The 19,301-nt window shown below is 69.7% G+C and carries 17 protein-coding genes and 1 pseudogene; 9 read left to right on the forward strand and 9 right to left on the reverse strand.

Going from position 1 to position 19,301, the window contains the following annotated elements:
* Nucleotides 1–90 precede the first annotated feature (90 nt).
* Together AC08OU_RS06645 and AC08OU_RS06650 are read left to right on the forward strand one after the other, a co-directional pair.
* Complete coding sequence (locus tag AC08OU_RS06645; protein ID WP_476599534.1) at nt 91–1,875, forward strand: tyrosine-protein kinase domain-containing protein; 1,785 nt, start codon at nt 91–93, stop codon at nt 1,873–1,875.
* On the forward strand, nt 1,872–3,944 hold the full coding sequence (locus tag AC08OU_RS06650) for a DUF4012 domain-containing protein (protein ID WP_476604502.1): 2,073 nt from the start codon (nt 1,872–1,874) through the stop codon (nt 3,942–3,944). Before AC08OU_RS06645 ends, AC08OU_RS06650 begins: the two co-directional genes overlap by 4 nt.
* Before the next feature lie 75 nt (nt 3,945–4,019).
* On the opposite strand, the gene AC08OU_RS06655 is transcribed toward AC08OU_RS06650, so the two are convergent.
* From AC08OU_RS06655 to AC08OU_RS06670, 4 genes are all read right to left on the reverse strand, one after another.
* Nucleotides 4,020–5,396, reverse strand: coding sequence for an NAD(P)/FAD-dependent oxidoreductase (locus tag AC08OU_RS06655; protein ID WP_476599530.1), 1,377 nt, complete (start codon nt 5,394–5,396; stop codon nt 4,020–4,022).
* Between the two features lie 120 nt (nt 5,397–5,516).
* The gene (locus AC08OU_RS06660; protein ID WP_476604503.1) at nt 5,517–6,263 is read right to left on the reverse strand and encodes a succinate dehydrogenase/fumarate reductase iron-sulfur subunit; all 747 of its coding nucleotides are present in this window, start codon (nt 6,261–6,263) and stop codon (nt 5,517–5,519) included.
* Nucleotides 6,264–6,306: 43 nt separating this feature from the next.
* The gene (locus AC08OU_RS06665; RefSeq protein ID WP_476600585.1) at nt 6,307–8,244 is read right to left on the reverse strand and encodes a fumarate reductase/succinate dehydrogenase flavoprotein subunit; all 1,938 of its coding nucleotides are present in this window, start codon (nt 8,242–8,244) and stop codon (nt 6,307–6,309) included.
* A gap of 122 nt (nt 8,245–8,366) precedes the next feature.
* A complete protein-coding gene (locus AC08OU_RS06670; protein WP_476596179.1) occupies nt 8,367–9,035 on the reverse strand; it encodes a succinate dehydrogenase cytochrome b subunit in 669 nt (222 codons plus the stop codon).
* 164 nt (nt 9,036–9,199) lie between these two features.
* On the opposite strand from AC08OU_RS06670, the gene AC08OU_RS06675 reads away from it, so the two are divergent.
* The 3 genes from AC08OU_RS06675 to AC08OU_RS06685 all read left to right on the forward strand — a co-directional run bounded on the left by AC08OU_RS06675 (nt 9,200) and on the right by AC08OU_RS06685 (nt 12,073).
* Nucleotides 9,200–10,150 (forward strand): LysR family transcriptional regulator, encoded by a 951-nt coding sequence (locus AC08OU_RS06675; protein ID WP_462186185.1) that lies wholly within the window; start codon nt 9,200–9,202, stop codon nt 10,148–10,150.
* A gap of 343 nt (nt 10,151–10,493) precedes the next feature.
* The gene (locus tag AC08OU_RS06680; protein ID WP_462186184.1) at nt 10,494–10,865 is read left to right on the forward strand and encodes a hypothetical protein; all 372 of its coding nucleotides are present in this window, start codon (nt 10,494–10,496) and stop codon (nt 10,863–10,865) included.
* A gap of 110 nt (nt 10,866–10,975) precedes the next feature.
* The gene (locus tag AC08OU_RS06685; protein WP_462186183.1) at nt 10,976–12,073 is read left to right on the forward strand and encodes an amidohydrolase family protein; all 1,098 of its coding nucleotides are present in this window, start codon (nt 10,976–10,978) and stop codon (nt 12,071–12,073) included.
* Between the two features lie 32 nt (nt 12,074–12,105).
* Here AC08OU_RS06685 and AC08OU_RS06690 read toward each other — a convergent pair whose 3' ends face one another.
* The 3 genes and pseudogenes from AC08OU_RS06690 to AC08OU_RS06700 form a co-directional block, all read right to left on the reverse strand.
* The gene (locus AC08OU_RS06690) at nt 12,106–12,540 is read right to left on the reverse strand and encodes a response regulator (protein ID WP_476600587.1); all 435 of its coding nucleotides are present in this window, start codon (nt 12,538–12,540) and stop codon (nt 12,106–12,108) included.
* Nucleotides 12,541–12,637: 97 nt separating this feature from the next.
* Nucleotides 12,638–13,291: a pyridoxal-phosphate dependent enzyme gene (locus tag AC08OU_RS06695; RefSeq protein WP_476600589.1), complete on the reverse strand. Its 654-nt coding sequence runs from the start codon at nt 13,289–13,291 to the stop codon at nt 12,638–12,640.
* 52 nt (nt 13,292–13,343) lie between these two features.
* Nucleotides 13,344–13,724 (reverse strand): annotated as a pseudogene (locus AC08OU_RS06700) (pyridoxal-phosphate dependent enzyme); the annotation flags it as partial.
* 188 nt (nt 13,725–13,912) lie between these two features.
* On the opposite strand from AC08OU_RS06700, the gene mshB reads away from it, so the two are divergent.
* Together mshB and AC08OU_RS06710 are read left to right on the forward strand one after the other, a co-directional pair.
* Nucleotides 13,913–14,836, forward strand: coding sequence for an N-acetyl-1-D-myo-inositol-2-amino-2-deoxy-alpha-D-glucopyranoside deacetylase (gene mshB, locus AC08OU_RS06705; protein ID WP_476600590.1), 924 nt, complete (start codon nt 13,913–13,915; stop codon nt 14,834–14,836).
* A 52-nt stretch (nt 14,837–14,888) separates the two neighbouring features.
* On the forward strand, nt 14,889–15,113 hold the full coding sequence (locus AC08OU_RS06710; RefSeq protein ID WP_462186202.1) for a DUF1918 domain-containing protein: 225 nt from the start codon (nt 14,889–14,891) through the stop codon (nt 15,111–15,113).
* Between the two features lie 73 nt (nt 15,114–15,186).
* Here AC08OU_RS06710 and AC08OU_RS06715 read toward each other — a convergent pair whose 3' ends face one another.
* The gene (locus AC08OU_RS06715) at nt 15,187–16,701 is read right to left on the reverse strand and encodes a glycoside hydrolase family 26 protein (protein ID WP_476600592.1); all 1,515 of its coding nucleotides are present in this window, start codon (nt 16,699–16,701) and stop codon (nt 15,187–15,189) included.
* A 312-nt stretch (nt 16,702–17,013) separates the two neighbouring features.
* The gene (locus AC08OU_RS06720) at nt 17,014–18,012 is read right to left on the reverse strand and encodes a CAP domain-containing protein (protein ID WP_476604504.1); all 999 of its coding nucleotides are present in this window, start codon (nt 18,010–18,012) and stop codon (nt 17,014–17,016) included.
* Between the two features lie 408 nt (nt 18,013–18,420).
* On the opposite strand from AC08OU_RS06720, the gene AC08OU_RS06725 reads away from it, so the two are divergent.
* The gene (locus AC08OU_RS06725; RefSeq protein ID WP_476600596.1) at nt 18,421–18,669 is read left to right on the forward strand and encodes a hypothetical protein; all 249 of its coding nucleotides are present in this window, start codon (nt 18,421–18,423) and stop codon (nt 18,667–18,669) included.
* Nucleotides 18,624–19,301 (forward strand): ABC transporter permease subunit (locus AC08OU_RS06730; RefSeq protein ID WP_476604505.1); only part of this gene is annotated, 678 nt, incomplete at its 3' end. The genes AC08OU_RS06725 and AC08OU_RS06730, both read left to right, overlap by 46 nt.

Consider the following 19,301-nt stretch of genomic DNA (forward strand, 5'->3'; position numbering starts at 1 on the left):
GTAAAAGAATGACTACCCATCGAGTATGTTGAGTCAGTCTTCGATGACGGTGAGTGGTCGGGACCGAGGTCCCGGGAGGGTGGTCGACGGGTGGAGCTGCGCGACTACGTCCGTGTTCTGCGCCGAAGCTGGATGATCATGATTGCCGGCATGGTCCTCGGCGGGCTGCTGGCCGCCACGGCGACCTGGCGAACGACGAAAGAGTACGCCGCCTCGGTGACGATGGTCGTCTCCTCGTCGGACAACGGCGCCGGAGCCGTCTCGGCCTACCAGGGAGGCCTGTTCTCCCAGCAACGCGTCAAGTCCTACGCCAACCTGGTGGCCAGCGAGCGGGTGGCGACGGCCGTGATCGCACGCCTGCACCTGCACGCGACTCCGGAGGCCCTGCGGGCCCAGATCAGCGCGCACGCCGTCCCGGACACCGTGCTGCTCCAGACCGTCGTGCGCGATCCCGACCCGAGACGAGCCATGATCATCGCAGATGCTGTCGGTGAGGCGTTCTCCACCACCATTGCGGAGATCGAGACGCCGTCGGTCGACGAACCGCCCTCCGTGCGGGTGACTGTCTGGGAACACGCGAAGCTGCCCGTCTCGCCCGTCTCGCCCCAGCCGATCCGCGACCTCGCGCTCGGAGTGCTGCTCGGGCTGATCGTCGGCATCGCCGCCGCGGTCGTCCGGTACCGCCTCGACACGAGCGTGTCCAGTGAGGACGACGCCCGTGAGACGACCGAGCTGCCCAACCTCGCCGTCATCGGCTACGACGGTGCCGCCGCCCGGCATCCCCTCATTGTCAACACCGGGCCCCGCTCGGCCCGGGCGGAGGCGTTCCGCCAGCTGCGGACCAACCTGCAGTTCATCGAGGTGGACACCGGACCTCGATCGATCCTGGTGAGCAGTGCGGTCTCCGGTGAGGGCAAGACCACCGTGGCCTGCAACCTCGCGATCACCCTGGCGCAGGGCGGTGCGCGGGTCTGCCTGATCGAGGGGGACCTGCGACGGCCGTCGTTCGGCGAGTACCTCGGGGTCGAGTCCGCCGCCGGGCTCACCTCGGTCCTCATCGGCGCCGCGGACCTCGACGACGTCCTGCAGCCCTGGGGGGAGGGCCGGGTCGGGGAGGGGCGCGTAGAGGTCCTCGCCAGCGGCCCCATCCCGCCGAATCCCAGCGAGCTGCTCGGCTCCAAGGGCATGGCCGAACTCATCAACCTGCTGTCCGCCCGCTTCGACATCATCCTGGTCGACGCCCCGCCCCTGCTACCGGTGACCGACGCGGCCGTGCTCGCCACCCGGGTCGAGGGGGTTCTGCTGGTGATGCGGGCCGGTCGGACCCGCCGCGAGCACCTCCGGCGGGCCGTCGAGGCGCTGCGGGCGGTCGACGCCCGGATGATCGGCACCGTGCTGAACATGGTGCCGGTCAAGGGACCCGACGCCTACGACTACGGCCCGCGCGACGGTTACGCGCCACGCGGCCGGCACGCCAGGACCTCCTCGCCCCGAACCCTGGAGATCCCGACGCCCGATTCCGGAGTCCGGCCCGCCTGGCCGGTCATCTCGCCTCCGTCACCGGCGCTGCCGCCACCGGCTCCGGCTTCTCCTGCTCCGGCCGCGACGCCGGTTCCCGCCACCACGGAGCGTCTCGGGATAGTCGACGGTGGCGACGAGCCGAGCTCGGCGCGGGACCCGCTGCCCGACGGCGCCACGACCGGCCCGAGCGCCACGACCGGCCCGAGCGGCGGACCGCACGTCAGGGTGCCGGCGGCACGCGGATCGGCCGAGGAGATCATCTCCGTCGGCGGAAGGACACCGCGCGGTACGGATCCGGCTGGCGGGACGACGCCGGATGACGACGGCGCGACCCGGCCGCCGTTCTCCCCATGACGGGTTCGCCACCGGGGGAGAGCACCGGGTCCGCTCCGGGCCCGGATCCGGTGGGCCTAGATCCGGTTCCGGACCTGGACCGGGTTCCGGACCTGCTCACGCGGGCGCCCGTGGGCGGGCGGGACGTGGGTGGGCGGAACATAGGTGGGCGGGACGTGGGTGAAGGTGGCGTGGGTGGGCGGGACGTGGGTGGCGGTGGCGAGGCCGGGGCGGGGCAGCACCGCGTCGGCCGTGGTCGCCGGCGTCATCGTGGTCGCCGGGCCCGGTACCGCCGGCTGGCCGCCGGGGTCGCGACGGCCCTCGTCGTGCTGGTGGCGATGACCGCCTGGGTGGTCGTGCGCGGACTACTGGCCAAGTCCCGTCTTGACGAGGCCAGGCAGCGGATCGCCGTCCTGCAGCGGCAGGTTCTGAGCGGAGACTTTCCCCGCGAGGCCGAGTTGCGGTCGCAGCTCGAGCAGATCCAGCGGCGGGCCACCGATGCGCGGGCCCTGACCTCGGATCCGGTGTGGTCGGCGTTCGGGCGGCTGCCCGTCGCCGGCTGCCCGCTGCGCTCGGCGGCAACACTGATCCGAGAGGTGGACGCGGTCGCCGGCACCAGCCTGCCGGCCGTGGCCGACCTGGGTCCCTCCCTCGATCCGCGGGTGCTGCGCCAGCGTATGACGATCAATGTCCGGGCGCTTGCCGCGGTCCGCCGCCCGGCCGAGCGATCCTTCAACGCCATCTCCGCGTTGCAGGCGGCAGTGGAGAACGTACCCGACTGCGGATGGGCCGGGCGGGCCAGCGGCATCGCCGACGCCCGCGCCGAGATGATCGACCGGAGCCGGCGCCTGTCCGGTGCGCTGGGCACCGTCGTTCTGGCCGCCCGGGTCGGTCCCGCCATGCTCGGCGGGGGCGGTGCCCGTCGCTACCTGCTGATCGTCCAGAACCCGGCCGAGTCCCGCGCCAACGGGGGGATCATCGGTGGGTTCGGCCTGCTGACCGCGGAGCACGGGCGGCTGTCCCTCGACGGCATCTCGGGCAATGGTGCTCTGCCGGGCGGCCCCACCCAGCAGCGACCCGCGACGAGGCTGCCGGTCCCGTTCGCGGCCCGTTACGGCGCCTTCTGGCCCGACCGTATCTGGGCGAATATCAACCTGACCCCCGACTACCCGATGGCCGGCAGGCTCTACAGCGCGTTCTACCGGGCCGGCACGGGCCTCGACGTCGACGGCACGATCAGCGTCGACCCCACGACGTTGTCGTATCTTCTCGCCGCGAGCCGGCCCGCGGTGCTCCCCGACGGCACGTCGGTGGCCGCGGAGCACCTGGTCGATCTCGTCGAGTCGCGCGTCTATGGCAAGATCATGGACGCGGCCGCCCGCGACCGCTTCTTCGCCCAGGTCGGTCAGGCCGTCTATGCGGCCGTGGAGTCGGGAGCCGGTGATACGACGAAACTCGTGACCGCGCTGGGACGGGCCGCTCGCGAGGGCCGGCTGGAAATATCCAGCAACCACGCCGAGGAGCAGCGGATTCTTTCGTCCACGGCGCTGGGTGGTGCGCTGCCGGACGTGCCCGGGCCGTTTCTCGGGGTCGTCACCCAGAACGCGACGGCGAGCAAGCTGGACTACTGGCTACGGCGGCAGACCACCTACCGCCTGCAGCGGCAGCCGAACGGCGCCGGCGTGGCGACGATCACGATCCGGCTCACCAACGCCGCCCCGGACGGGCTGCCGGCCTATGTGCGCCACCGGCAGGATCTCAAGGACGCCGCTGGGAATCCCCGGGCGCAGAACAATCTCTGGCTCTCGGTGTACACGGGCCGAGGCAGCTGGCTCGTCGGTGCCCGGCTCGACGGTGTGCCCATCGGCCTTGCCAGCGGTTCCGAGTCCGGGCATCCCGTGCTCTCCACCTATCTTACCGTCGATCGCGGCCAGACCCGGACCCTGGAAATCAAGGTCCGGGAGCCGGTAGGCGGCCCGGCGCTCACCGTGCGCCCGCAGCCGTTGCCCGTCGCGGAGCGATTGGAGGTGCAGGGGCTGCCGGTCGTCCCTCCCTGGTCATCCCAAAGGTCATCTCAAGCCCAGAACTGACTACTCTGACTACAGAGAGTTCTGACCCTTCACCCGCATCGAGTCGCCCGCATCGGGGCCTGATCCGCTTCGCCATCAACGCAGCGGATCGAACGGCGACAGCTCGGCCGCGGGCGAACCGGTGGCGATGGCGTCGGCGAGGAGGCGGCCGGTGACCGGGCCGAGGGTGATGCCCCACATGCCGTGCCCGCCGGCGATGAAGACACGCGGCGAGGTGGTCGGGCCGATCAGCGGCAGACCGTCCGGGGTGCACGGGCGTGGTCCCACCCATTCGGCGGTGCGGGTGTCCAGGTCCACTCCGCGCAGCAGGCCGCGGGTCGCCTCGACCACCGCCCGGATGCGCCGCGGGTCGGCCGCCGCGTCCGGATGGCGGAACTCCATCATGCCGGCGACCCGCAGGCCGTCCCCCAGGGGAGTGCAGGCCACCCGGGAGGTGGGGAAGTAGATCGGACCGCTCGGCGGCTGCTCGGTCGCGACCAGGAAGCTGTATCCGCGACCGGCCTGGACGGGAAGGCGGACCCCGAACGGACGGGCCAGCCGGGGAAGCCAGGCGCCGGTGGCGATTACCGCCGCGTCGTAAGGCCCACCGGGCCCCCCTGGCCCGAGCAGTTCCACCCGGCCACCTGCCTCGCGCACCTCGTCGATGGCCATCGCCTCGTGCACGAGGCCGCCGCGTTCCCGGACGCTGTCGGCGAGGGCGGCGACGAAGCGGCCGGGATCGCAGAACCGCTGCCCATGCACGGACACGACGTACCGGACCTGCTCGGACAGCAGAGGTTCGAGGTCGCGGGCGGCCGCCGGGCCCAGCACCTCGGCATCGACGGGCTGGCCGGTCGCCCGGATCTCGGCGAGCTCCGTCAGGAGGGCGTCGAGGCCGGACCGGGCGCGATAGCCGGCCAGGAACGGGTTGGCGGCGCGGGTCGGCGCGGTCACGCCGCCCGCCGCGAGCTCGTCGAAGGCACCGAGAGCAGCACGGGTCAACGGCACCAGCGCACGCATGGCGGTTCGCCACCGTGCGGTCGTGCTGTGCCGGACGAATCCGGCGATGAAGCGGGCGAGCCCCGGATCGGCGACCGGAGGCACGTACACCGGTGAGTCCGGGCGCAGGAGCACCCGCAGCCCGTAGCGCAGGACCGCGGGCTCCGGCAGGGGCGTCGCGAGCCCCGGGGTGAGCCAGCCGGCGTTGCCCCAGGACGATCCGGCTCCGGCCCAGGTGGGCCCGGCGGTGAGGTGGTCGCGGTCGAAGACCGTCACCCGCCTGCCGTGGTCCTGGAGGAACCACGCCACGCACAGCCCGACCATCCCGCCGCCGATCACCGCCACCTGGTCGGGAACGGCGTGCCCCGGACGCAGGCGTGACCCGTGCGGCGCGCTCAGCCCCGCGGCGTTCCCGGCCGGTCGGGTCGTGTCCGTCGATCCCGTCACGTCCGCCTTGATCGGGTGATTTCCCACCGCCGCCATTATCCTCCCGCGCCGCCGGATCCGCCGTACCGCGAAGAGCTCCTTTTCGGTGGAGGGTTAGGCACGGTCCACGGTCTCTGGACCGTGCCTAACCCTCCACACTTCTCCGCTCTACCGGAGGCCGATCGAGGCCCGCAGGACCTCGCGGTTGAGCGTGGCGATGCTGTCCAGCGGGATGCCCTTCGGGCAGGCGACGGTGCACTCCCCGGTGTTGGTGCACCCGCCGAAGCCCTCGGCATCCATGGCCTCGACCAGGTTGAGCGTGCGGCTCGCCCGCTCCGGAGCGCCCTGGGGCAGGCTGTTGAGGTGCACGACCTTCGCCGAGGTGAACAGCATGGCCGAGCCGTTGGGGCAGGCCGCGACGCAGGCGCCGCAGCCGATGCAGGTGGCGTTGTCGAACGCCGTGTCCGCGACGGCCTTGGGCACCGGGGTGGAGTGCGCCTCGGGGGCGCTGCCCGTCGGGGCGCTGATGTAGCCGCCGGCCTGGATGATCCGGTCGAGGCCGGAGCGGTCCACCATCAGGTCGCGGACGACGCCGAATGCGACCGAGCGCCACGGCTCGACGTCGATGACGTCCCCGTCGGAGAACTCCCGCACATGCAGCTGGCAGGTGGTGGTTCGTTCCCGGGGGCCGTGGGCCTGGCCGTTGATGACCACTCCGCAGGCGCCGCAGATGCCCTCGCGGCAGTCGTGGTCGAAGCTGACTGGCTCCTCGCCCTGCAGGGTCAGTCGCTCGTTGAGCACGTCGAGCAGTTCGAGGAAGGACATGTCCGGGTTCGCGTCGGGCACCTCGTAGGTGACCATGCGGCCTGGCTCGTCCGGTCCGGCCTGGCGCCAGATCTGAAGGGTGAGCTTCACGGTCGGCTCCTCGTACAGTCGTGATCCATTGACCGGCACCGCCTCACGCGTAGTTACGCTGGGCGAGGTGGACGTGCTCGAACTCCAGAACCTCGCGGTGCAGCACCGGCGGGGTTTCCGTGCCGGCGAACTCCCAGGCCCCGACGTAGGCGAACCGGTCGTCGTCGCGAAGGGCCTCGCCGTCCGGGGTCTGGCTCTCGACCCGGAAGTGCCCCCCGCAGGACTCCTCGCGGTGCAGGGCGTCGACGCACATCAGCTCGCCGAGTTCGAGGAAGTCCGACACCCGGTTCGCCCGCTCCAGGCTCTGGTTGACACTACCCGCGCCGCCTGGCACCTTGACCTGTCGCCAGAACTCCTCGCGCAGCTCCGGAAGACGCCCCAGCGCCTTGCGCAGGCCGTCCTCGCTGCGCGCCATCCCGCACTCGTCCCACATGATCTCGCCGAGCTCACGGTGGAACGAGTCGACGGTGCGGTCGCCGTTCACGGTGAGCAGGCGGGTCAGCCGGCCCGTCGCCTCGGCCGCCGTCTCCGCGACCGCGGGATGGCTCGCGTCGACCGCGCCCAGCTTCGTCGAGGCGATGTAGTCACCCAGCATGGGCGGCAGCACGAAGTAGCCGTCGGCGAGACCCTGCATCAGCGCGCTCGCGCCGAGACGGTTGGCGCCGTGGTCGGAGAAGTTCGCCTCCCCGATCACGAAGAGCCCCGGAATGCTGCTCTGCAGATCGTAGCCCACCCACAGCCCGCCCATGGTGTAGTGGACGGCCGGGTAGATCCGCATCGGCACCTTGTACGGGTCCTCGGCGGTGATCCGCTCGTACATCTCGAACAGGTTGCCGTACTTCTCGCGGACCTTGTCCTCGCCCATCCGCTTGATGGCGTCGGCGAAGTCGAGGTAGACGCCGAGCCCGCCCGGGCCTACGCCGCGGCCGGCGTCGCACTGGTACTTCGCCGCCCGCGATGCGATGTCACGGGGGACCAGGTTGCCGAACCCCGGGTAGATCCGCTCGAGGTAGTAGTTGCGCTCGTTCTCCGGGATGGTGTCGGGCGAGCGGGTGTCGCCCGCCTTCTTCGGCACCCAGATGCGGCCGTCGTTGCGCAGCGACTCGCTCATCAGCGTGAGCTTGCCCTGGTAGTCGCCGGAGCGGGGGATGCAGGTCGGATGGATCTGGGTGTAGCACGGGTTGGCGAAATACGCCCCGCGCCGGTGCGCCCGCCAGATCGCGCTGGCATTGGAGTTCTTGGCGTTCGTCGACAGGTAGAACACGTTGCCGTACCCGCCGGTGGCGAGCACGACGGCGTCGGCGAGGTAGGTGGAGACCTGGCCGGTGACCAGGTCGCGGGCGACGATGCCGCGGGCGTGCCCGTTGATGACGATCAGGTCGAGCATCTCGGTGCGCGGGTGTATCTCCACGCCGCCGGCGTCGATCTGCCGGGACAGCGCCTGGTAGGCGCCGATCAGCAGCTGCTGACCCGTCTGGCCCCGGGCGTAGAAGGTCCGCGAGACCTGCACACCGCCGAACGAGCGGGTGTCGAGCAGGCCGCCGTACTCCCGGGCGAAGGGCACACCCTGCGCCACGCACTGGTCGATGATCTGGGTGGACGTCTGCGCGAGACGGTAGACGTTGGACTCCCGGGAGCGGAAGTCGCCGCCCTTCACCGTGTCGTAGAACAGCCGGTGGACCGAGTCGCCGTCGTTGCGGTAGTTCTTCGCCGCGTTGATGCCGCCCTGGGCGGCGATGGAGTGCGCCCGGCGCGGCGAGTCCTGGTAGCAGAACTGGATGACCCGGTAGCCCTGCTCGGCGAGGGTGGCGCCGGCGGCGCCACCGGCGAGCCCCGTGCCGACGACGATCACGGTGTGGCGGCGCCGGTTGGCCGGGTTGACCAGCTTGGCGGTGAAGCGTCGCTTGTCCCAGCGTTGCTCGATCGGTACGTCCGGCGCCGCGGTGTCGGCGATGTCGGCACCGAGGTTGTAAAACGACATGTCAGCCCTTCCCATGCTTCCGGCACCGCGCCGCGCAATGTTGGCCGCGGAGCCGTCGGCTGTTCAATCCACCAGTGCAGTGACCCGTCGGCCCAGCGACCCGTCGGCCCAGTGCCGTGCCGTCAATCCACCAGGCCGGCGAGAACCGACACCGGGACGATCACGAATCCCACCGTGAGGAGAACCGCGAGGGCATTGGCGGAGGCCTTGAAAACTCGGTCCCGTTTTGGGTTGTTGACACCGAGCGTCTGGGCCGCACTCCAGAAGCCGTGCTGGATGTGGAGCCCGAGGGAAATCATGGCGGCGATGTAGATGAGCGTGACCCACCACACGCTGAAACTCGACACGACGTTGTCGTAGGCGGCACCTTCGACCCCGTGTCGGTTGAGGGTCAGCGTCGTGAAATCGAGGATGTGGTACACGATGAACAACGCGAGGGTGATTCCCCCGTAGCGCATCACATGCGTGGCATAGCTGGCCCGGGCTCGTTGGCGGTGGACGTACTTTGTCGGCCGGGCCCGCAGGTCACGCCGGCTGAGCTGGTACGCGGACACCGCGTGCAGGCCCACGGCCAGCACCAGCACGACGCGTTGGATCCATAGGTACCACGTATCGTGCAGGATCGGCTCGCCGATCGCCCGGAGCCAGCCGGCGTACTGGTCGAAGTCGTTAGGGCCGAAGAAAATCTTCAGGTTCCCGAGCATGTGAGCGATCAGGAACAGGAGCATCAGCAGCCCGGTGACGGCCATCACGGTCTTTTTGCCGATGGTTGACCGCCACAGGTTGCGCAGGACGGACGAAGATCGCGGGGGCCGCGGGGTGGGCGCAGGGGACGCCGATCGCGCCGGGGTTGTCACAGCCACGAGCGCACCCTAGAGCGCACTCCCTCCAGTGGTCCAAGACATGATAAACCTGGACTCGATAGTGCCGTCCTATCGACGTCTACGCTGGCGGCGTGCAGCTCCACCAGCTCGCCTATTTCGTCGCCGTCGCGGAGACCCGGCACTTCACCCGGGCCGCCCAGCGGGTGCATGTCGCCCAGCCGTCCCTGTCCCAGCAGATCCGCGCCTTGGAGCAGGAGCTGGGCACACCTTTGTTTAACCGCGCGCGGGGGAACATCAGCCTGACCCCGGCGGGGGAGACGCTCCTGCCGCTCGCCCGGCGCATCCTCACCGACACCGAGACCGCCCGCCAGCGGGTCACCGAGCTGCTCGACCTGCGCCACGGCACGGTGCGCCTCGGTGCCACCCCGAGCCTGTGCACCGGCTTCCTGCCCGACGTGCTGCGACTGTTCCACCAGCGGTACCCGGGCATCCGCCTGCTGGTCGAGGAGGGGGGATCACGCGACCTTGTCCGCGATCTGGCCGCGGGCAGCCTGGACCTGGCGTTGATCATCCTTCCGCTGCAGAGCAGCGACCCGGCACTGGCGACCTCGCCGCTGATCCGCGAGAGCCTGGTCCTCGTCTCGTCGCTGGACGAGCCACCGATCGTCGCCGGGCGCCCGCTAACCGTGGCCGATCTGCGCAACCACCCGATGGTGATGTTCCGCCGCGGCTACGACCTGCGGGAGGCCACCGTGACGGCCTGCCGGGAGGCCGGATTCGAGCCGATTTTCGCGATCGAGGGCGGGGAGATGGACGCCGTGCTCGGTTTCGTCGCGGCGGGTCTGGGCAGCGCGGTGATTCCGAGCACGGTTGCCCACCGGCTCGGCATGCGGGTCACCCCGTTCGTGCTCCCGGGGCTGCAACGCACCATCGGGCTGGCGCGTCGCCGCGACGTCGAGCCGACCCGTGCCGCCGTCGAGTTGCAACGGGTCCTGTGGGAGTACCTCCGCGACGCCGAAGCCTCGGGCAACCTTCCCGACGGCACCCGACTCCTCGCCGGACCGACCTCCGCCGGCACGTGATCTGTCATCTTCAGGCTCTCGTGCAACATATTCGATGAGGTGGACCTTTCGCGGCGGGGCGGTCGGGTTTTTTCGAGTGAATCGCCATCTCTTTTTCTGGTTCGGCGTGTGGTCCGCCCGTCCACCGAGCCCATTTTTTCCGCCCACCCGCACGCGATCCGGTCGGGTGGGCTTAAAGTTGTGCGAGCGGTCGTAGATCGGGCGGTTTCCGGTCTACGGGGACTGGCTGCGGGGGGACTGGTTGCGGGGACCACTGCCAACACGCTGTTCGCGTGAACTGGCGCCAGTGCACAACGGGGGCAGCGTCGGAGCTGCCGTCGACCTCGAACACACGGGAGGCGATATGAACAGCGTCGACATTGCCCTGAAGGAATCGCTCGAGATAAGCGGGGCGCTTGGGGCTGCCCTCGTCGACTTCACCAGTGGAATGACCCTCGGAACGGCCGGTAACACGCATGCGATCGATCTCGAGATCGCCGCGGCCGGAAACACCGAGGTCATCCGGGCGAAGATTCGGACGATGGAGAGTCTCGGGCTTCAGGACACCATCGAGGACATCCTGATCACGCTGGGTCGCCAGTATCACCTGATCCGGTTGTTGCAGAGCCATTCCGGCCGTGGCCTGTTCCTCTATCTGGTGCTCGACAAGTCGCGCGCGAACCTCGCGCTGGCCCGTCATCGGCTGCGCGCCGTCGAGTCGCAGCTCGACGTCTGAGTGCTTCCGGGGCCCGATCAGGCGGCGCGTCCTCGCCACGGGCCTGGTGCCGGCGCGCCGGTGACCGGACGACGGTGACCGGACGACGGTGATAGGGATATGACGTGAATATGAGCGTGCCGACGCTGCGGATCCGTGGCGGCGTGCTGGTCGGTCCGACGGATGTCCGTGACGAGGTCTGGGTCGTCGACGGCCGGATCACCTTCTCCGCCCCCACCGGTGCGGCGGCCCGGGACGTACGGACGGTCTCCGGATGGGTGTTGCCCGGCCTCGTCGACGCTCACTGCCATGTCGGCCTCGCTGCGCACGGCGCCGTCGACAGGCCCACCACCGAGCAGCAGATCATCACCGACCGGGCGGCGGGCGCGCTGCTGCTGCGCGACGCCGGCTCCCCGGCCGACACCCGGTGGATCGACGCCCGTGACGACCTGCCCCGGCTGGTGCGGGCCGGCCGGCACATCGCCCGGCCCCGGCGCTACCTCCGCAACTACGCGGCGGAGGTCGAGCCGGCCGACCTCGTCGCCGAGGTCCTCGCGCAGGCCGACCGGGGCGACGGGTGGGTGAAGCTCGTCGGCGACTGGATCGACCGCGGGCTGGGCGACCTGGCGTCGTGCTGGCCCGCGGACGTGGCGAAGGCCGCGATCGACGCGGCGCACGCCGCCGGAGCCCGAGTCACCGCCCACTGCTTCGCCGAGGACTCCCTCGCGGATCTCGTCGAGGCGGGGATCGACTGCATCGAGCACGCCACCGGTCTCACCGAGCACACGATCCCGCTGTTCGCCGAGCGGGGGGTCGCCATCGTGCCGACCCTGGTGAACATCTCGACCTTCGAGGACATCACCGCGGGCGCCGAGGCGAAGTTCCCCGCCTATGCCCGGCACATGCGCGCCCTGCACGCCCGGCGCCATGACACCGTGCGGGCGGCCTACGATGCCGGCATCCCGATCTTCGTCGGTACCGACGCCGGGGGAAGCCTCCCGCACGGGCTGGTCGCCGCGGAGGTGGCCGAGCTCCGCCTGGCCGGGCTGCCGGCGGCGGCCGCGCTCGACGCGGCGACCTGGGGGGCCCGCTCCTGGCTCGGTTATCCGGGCCTGTCCGAGGGCGCCTGGGCCGATCTGGTGGTGTATCCGAGCGACCCGCGGGCCGACGTCGCGGTGCTCGGCGCCCCGGACCTCATCGTCCTGCGCGGACGGCCGGTCTCTCCCTGAACGTCCCTGCGTCCCCCCGGGTACGCGGCCGGTCAGCGGGGAGCATCGAGGACCTGCCGGACCTTGTCCAGCAGGGTGCGTTCGGAGAAAGGTTTGGTCAACAGCGATACCCCCGGGTCCAGCTTCCCCTGCGCGGTGAGGACGGGATCGGCGTAGCCCGACATGTAGAGCACCCGGATGCCGGGTTGCTGGGCCCGGATGCGGTTCGCGAGTTCCCTGCCCTGCATGCGCGGCATGATGACGTCCGTGAGCAGCAGGTGGATGTCGCCCCGGTGCTCGATCGCGATCGAGCACGCGTCGAGGGCGGTGGAAGCCGCCAGCACCTCGTAGCCGTTGCGGCTCAGGATCCGCCGGGCGACCTCGAGCAACGCGGCGTCGTCCTCGGCGATTAGAATCGTCCCGCCGTGCCGGGCGGGCTCGGAGTCCGCCGGTCGTTGTCCGGCCGGGTCCTGCGACAGGTTCCGCATAAAATCACTGCAGTAGGTAATTTGCCGGTGGCATTTAGTGATCGGAGGAACCGTAGCATCGCTTTCGGTGGGTCGCCACCGCGCCGGCCAGGCCGTGTCAGCCCGGCCAGGTTGTGGAGGTCACGGCTTGGCGCAGGATCTCGGTGAACGGCCGCGGGTCGAGGCCGGCCGCGTCGAGCCAGGAACCGGAATAGTACGTGTCGGCGTACCGTTCGCCGCCGTCGCAGATCAGGGTGACCACGCTGCCGCGGTGACCAGAGGACACCAGTTCGCAGGCGAGCCGCACCGCGCCCCAGAGGTTCGTCCCGGTGGAGGCACCCGTCCGGCGGCCCGTCAGCGTCTCCAGGAACAACATGGCCGCGACGGACGCCACGTCGGGCACGGTGATCATCCGGTCGACGACGTCGGGGAGGAAGCTCGGCTCCACCTGTGGGCGGCCGATGCCCTCGATGCGGGAGTGCCCGCCGGTGGCGTGCGGGTCGCCGGTGGACCAGGCGCGGTGGAACGTCGAGCCCTCGGGATCGACGACGCACAGCGCGCAGTTGTGCTGCCGGTACCGCAGATAACGCCCGATCGTGGCGCTGGTGCCCCCGGTGCCGGCGCCGACGACGATCCAGGTGGGGATGGGATGGCGATCCAACGCCATCTGATTGAAGATCGATTCGGCGATGTTGTTGTTGCCGCGCCAGTCCGTCGCTCGTTCCGCGTAGGTGAACTGGTCCATGTAGTGACCGTTCGTGGCCTCGGCCAAGCCGCCTGGCCTCCGCGTACACCGTGGTGGCGTCCGCCACCAGATGGCAGCGACCCCGCTCACGTTCGATCAGGGCGATCTTCTGAGCGCTGGTCGAGGCGGGCATGACGGCGATGAAGGGGAGTCCGAGCATGCGGGCGAAGTAGGCCTCCGAGACCGCCGTCGACCCGGAGGACGCCTCGACGATCGTCGTCCCCTCCCGGATCCAGCCGTTGCACAGCCCGTAGAGGAACAGCGACCGGGCCAGGCGGTGTTTCAACGAGCCGGTGGGATGCGTCGACTCGTCCTTCAGATAGATGTCCACGCCCCGTTCCGCCGGCCACAGGTGCAGGGGGAACAGGTGGGTGTCCGCCGATCTGTTGGTGTCGGCCTCGACTCGGCGAATGGCCTCCCGAGTCCATCGGACGTCCTGTCTGGCGGGTGCATCACTCATGCCCTTCCCGTTCCCCGGATCATGCTTGGATGAAGATCTTTGTTCTTTCCGTCCGCCTTCGTCGATTCGTCGATCTGTGAGCTATTTATCTCTTATGGGTTAACGGCGCGATTGCGGGCTCTGTATCCGTAAGTTACCGGTTCGATGGTCGAGATGCGCCGTCCGTGGGTCGCCCCTACCGTCAAGCCATGCCGGTTACTCAAGGTTCCGGTGCGCTGCCTGCCCGTCGGATCGTGTTCGTCCATGCTCATCCCGACGACGAGACGATCGCGACCGGGGCGACGATGGCCCGCTACGCCGCCGATCCCGACACCCAGGTGGTCCTTGTCACGTGCACGCTGGGCGAGATGGGCGAGGTGCTGCTCCCCGAGCTGACCGACCTGCGGGCGGACCGCGCGGACCAGCTCGGCGGATACCGGATCGGGGAGCTGGAACGGGCGTGTGCCGAGCTCGGTGTCAGCGACTACCGCTTCCTCGGGGGCGCCGGTCGTTGGCGGGACAGCGGCATGTTGGACAGCCCCGCGAACGACGACCCGCGCTGCTTCTGGCGGGCGAACATGGACGACGCGTCCGAGGCGTTCGTGCGGATCGTGCGGGAGGTTCGGCCGCAGGTGATGGTGACCTACGACGCGATCGGGGACTACGGCCATCCCGATCACATCAGGGCGCACGACGTCACCGCCCGGGCCTTCGCCGACGCGGCCGATCCGGACTTCGCTCCCGACGCGGGTCCGACCTGGCAGGTCTCGAAGTTGTACGAGACGGCGCTGTTCCACTCCGCGGTCGAGTCCGCGGTAGACCGCATCTGGCGGTCCGACCTGGCGAAGACGGTCCCCGAGGGGATCACGATGCCCTCGGACATGCTGCTGTCGGTTCCCGATACCAAGGTCACCACGACGATCGAGGCGCCGGGCTTCTTCGCCGCGAAGATCGCGGCGATGCGGGCCCACCGCAGCCAGATGACCGTGGACGGATTCTTCTTCGCCCTGGTCGACGGGAACGGCCGGTCAGCGAAGGCCACCGAGAACTTCGTGCTGGCCCGGGGGACGGTGGGCCCGGGCTCGGGTTCCGGCGTGGAAACCGACCTGTTCGACGGAGTGGTGGCGCACTGATGCCGGAACAGGCCGCGAACGGGCCGCGAACAGATCGCGGGAGGGAATCTTGATGTACACCGGAAACATCATGTACGCCAGGGTCGGGGACCGCCTCGTCGTGCGTAATTCGGCAACGGGTCGTACCGAGCGCCACGGTGTGATACTCAAGATTCGCGGCGAGAGCGGCCGGCCACCGTTCATCGTCCGGTGGGACGACGGCCGCGAATCGTGGTACATCCCGGCGGCCTACGAATCGGTCGAGCTACGCCCCTGCCGCGACCGGCGGCCCGGCTGAGGACCTCCTCGGGGGGAGGGGTGCCGCCCACTGATCGTCGTCGGCGGGCGGCACCCGGCATCACCCCCGGACCCTACTGCCTGGAGTAGAGCTGTTTATAGCGGGCGCCCGCCTGCCGGTTCAGGTAGAGACACGCGGCGCTGAGCGGTCGGTACAGGTTCGAACCGACGTTGTTCGGGTCGCAGTTGTTGAAGTAGTACTCGTAGGCCAGCCCCTTGCCCGCATGGGCCACGAACCAGTCGTACATCCACTGGACGTAATTGGCGTTGTCGCCACCGCCGTTGTTTCCGCTGCCACTCACCACCCCCCATTCGCCGACACCGAAGAGCTTGTTGTGCGCGCGGGCGAAGTTGAACCAGTAGTTCAGCCCACCGGGGGCGTTAGCCTGGGCGTCGAACTCGGCCTTCGTCCGGGACGGCGGCCAGTGGTCGTACGCGTCGAGGCCGACCCCGTCCACCCAGGCGTCACCCGGGTACATGTCGATCGGGTTGTGGCTCGGCGGGTTCTGCGAGTAGTGAGCGTTGAGGCACCAGCACAGGATGGGGTCCGGCTCCGCGGTCGAGTTGATGGCGTCCGCGACGTGGCGCCAGCAGTTGATGTAGGCCGTGGGGTTGGTGGCGGACCACTCGTACCAGTCGCCGTTGCCCTCCCAGGCGAGCCGCAGGTAGGAGTTCTGCCGGCCGTAGGCGTTCAGGACGCGGCCGAAGGTTTTCCAGTACTCGTCGTAGGCCCCGGTGGCGCACGTCTCGTTGCTGGCGCCGATGTTCTCCGGGAAGGGTGGGATGGAGATGATCAACCGGCCGGGCCAGGTGGCGAAGGTCCGCAGCAGGTCCACCGGCTGGCTGACGTTCCCCCAGTTGTTCCGGGTGGTGTAGAGCAGGGTGAAGTCACAGGGCGCGCCGCGCCAGGTGCAGAACGACTCCAGGTTCTGCTGGTTCATCACCGGGTCGGGATAGGTGCCGGTCAGCCACCCTTTGCCCGAGCGGGGCCCGGCGTAGGACGGCGGGGCCGGCGGCGGGTTCGCTCCGGTGGTGATCTCCGCCCGGTCGAAACCGACGTTGTTGCCCCTCGAGGAGGTGTTGCGCTGCCCGGTGTTCGTCAGCGTCAGGGTGTGCGTGCCGGCGGTGAGCTTGTCCGAGCTGTAGAGCAGGGTGACGGTCGCGTTTGGCGAGTAGGTGTCGACGCTGGTGGGCAGGCCGCCGTCCAGGCGGACCGTGCTGAATCCCCCGATCGGGCCCTTGGCGCCGTAGAGGTTGACCTGCGTTCCACTGAAGCGGATCGTGGCAACTCTACCGGCGGTCGCCGAGTAGTAGAAGCTGTTGTTCGGAGAGGTAATGCAGCCGCTGCACTTCGCCCACCCCGCCGAGTAGGAGACCTGGTTGATCCCGGTGCCGATGGTGCCGTCCTCGATGATCGTCGGGGTCTGCGCGCGGGCAGGTCCGGTCAACGCCCCGGTCACCAGGGCCACGGTGAGGGTGAGCAGCAGACCGCCGAGCCGGTGGCGACGTGCTCGAGTCCGCGCATGACGGCCGTTCGAATATCTCCTGGGTTGGGACGCCGTCCCGTCCCGTTGATCCTCTGTACGCATTCTCCAGTCCTGTCCTGGGTTGTGGAACGCATGTCGAGCTTGTCGATGAAAGCTGACTCAACCAGGAAGGACGCTAGATCAGTGGTTCGCGGGCATGGCCGAACGCCGTTGTCCGGAGATTCGACGCGGACTTCTCCAGGCGTGGGCGAAGACTTGTGACGTTGTCTTTCCCATCGGTTCCGGCGGAACGTGCGCAGCCGGGTTGCGCAGGTTTTTCGCCTGCGGCGGCGATGTCACCGGTTCTGGCGGTTCTTTGGGACCGGCGCAGGAAAATCGTGATCCGTTCGACCCAGCAGGCAGAGTGCCAGTGGTTCAGAGCAGGGTACCGAAGACCTGCGTCCAGTAGAAACCATATTCGCCGCCGGTGGCCTGCCCGACGCCGATTTGGCGCAGCCGCGGGATGAGGATGTTCGCCCGGTGGCCGGGGCTGTTCATCCATCCCGTCACCACCTCGTCCGCGCTGTTCTGGCCGGCGGCGATGTTCTCGGCGACCTGGGCGTAGCGGTAGCCCAGGGCGCTCACCCGGTCGGACACCGTGCGTCCCTCCGGGCTGGTGTGCGCGAAGAAGCCACGGGTCGCCATGTCCACGCTGTGCGCCTCCGCGGCGGCGGCCAGACGGTCGTCGACGGTCAGCGGCGCGAGACCCTCCCGGGCGCGCTCGGCATTGGTGAGCGTGACGACCCGCGCGAGCACGAGGGTCAGACCGCCCTCCCCGGTACCCCGACCCGTGGAGTCGGGGTACCGGGGAGGGGCACGGCGTTGGCCCTGGTCGTGTTGGCCGTTGCCGCCGTTGCCGCCGTTGCCGCCGTTGCCGCCGTTGCCGCCGTTGCCGCCGTTGCCGACGGCGACTCCGAAGTCCCGGGCGAGACCGGCGAGGCCGTCCGCGTATCCCTGCCCCACCGCCCGGATCTTCCACGCGGGGCCGCGCCGGTAGATCTCCACCAGCGTGACCACGGTCTCGCGGGACAACGGCGGCGGCGCGAAGCGGGCGATGAGGGCATCATGATCATTATGGATGGTGACGGCGAGAGCTGGCAGCCGTCCGAAGGGCGTCGTACCGTCCTCGGGGCTGGCGGCGATCACGACACGTTCGGCGCCCGGGCGCAGCCGGCCCGGATCGACGGTCACCGCGCTGCCCGAGAGCGCCACGCCCGGCGCTCTGGGCTGATTGTAGAACACGAAGTCGCTGTCCGCGGCGACCTTGCCGTTCGCGCCGGTGACGAGCGCACAGACGTCGAAGGGACCGGCGAGCCGGACCGAGACAGGGCCGGGAGGCAACGGCCCGTTCGCGCCAGGTACCAGGTCCCTCATCCGTTTCCACCCCTGTAGCCGTGTTCGTCCGCCATCGAGCGTTCCTCCGCCATCGAGCGTTCGTCCGATGGTGCCATCCCGGGCGTTCCGCGGTGTGTCCGCGTTCCGTCACCCCTGGCCAATCCGTGGGGTTAGGTGGCTTTTGCGAGCTTCGGTAGCTCTCATGGGATTCGGTGGCCGTTGTGGGGTTCGGTGGCTGTTGTGGCTGGTTTGATTGCCTTATCGGTCTGTCCGGTCGTACCGTCACCTCGGTTGCCATGATTACGTGATCAATGGCCTGGCTGCGGATTTTCCGGTGGGCTCACGCCGCTCATCGCGATCGAGGAGAGCCGGCGACCATTGGTGGGGGGCCACTGAGGGGATGATCGAGGCGCCGTTCCGCGGTGCCCGGAGCAGGGTGGGCCGCCGTTGAACGACGTCATGGGCTACGCCCTGCTCAGCCTGGGCACGGGCGCGCTCTACGCCCTCGTGGCCTCGGATGTGGTGGTCATCGCCCGTGGGGCCGGTGTGCTCAACCTGGCCCAGGGCGCGCTGCTGGCCCGGGCGGCCTATGCCTTCCATGGGCTGCTGCGGGGTGGGGGCTGCCGCTCGGCCTCGCGGCGCCGCTGGCCGTGCTGTCGACGACCGCCATCGGGGTCGTGTTCCACCTGCTGGTGATGCGGCGGCTGCGCGAGGCGACCTCGCTGCTGCGGCTGATGGCGACGCTCGGTCTGCTGATCATCTTGCAGTCGTCGCTGACGCTGATGTTCGCCGGTGCCGTGCGCACCTCCCCGACGGTGCTGCCGACCGGCAGGATCACGCTGTTCGACGAGCCCGTCGGCGTGTCCGTGTTTGTCCGGCTGGCCGTGGTCGCCGTGCTGGTCGCGGGGCTCTGGGCGGTGTTCCGGTTCACCACGGTGGGCCTCGCCGCGACGGTGGCGGCGGAGAACCTCCGGGCCGCCGCGACCTTCGGCTGGTCGGCGGACACCGTCGCCGCCGCGGCCTGGGGCGCCGGCAGCGCGCTGGCCGGTCTCGGCGGGGTCCTGCTCGCGCCGCTGCAGAACCCGTTGTCCTCGGCGAACCTGCTCCTGCTCATCGTCCCGGCGCTGGCGGTCGCGCTGGTCGCGCGGTTCCGCTCCTTCCCGATGGTGCTGGCGGGCGGGCTCGCCCTCGGGGCCGTCGAGGTGGAGACCCAGTTCCAGCTGGTCGCCGAGCACCCCTGGTGGCGCGGGGCCGACCGGGCCGTGCCGCTGGCGGTCATCGTCTTCTTGATCTTGATCTTGATCTTGATCTTGATCTTGATCTTGATC

The sequence above is a fragment of the Frankia sp. CcMO1 genome (genome assembly GCF_977945845.1).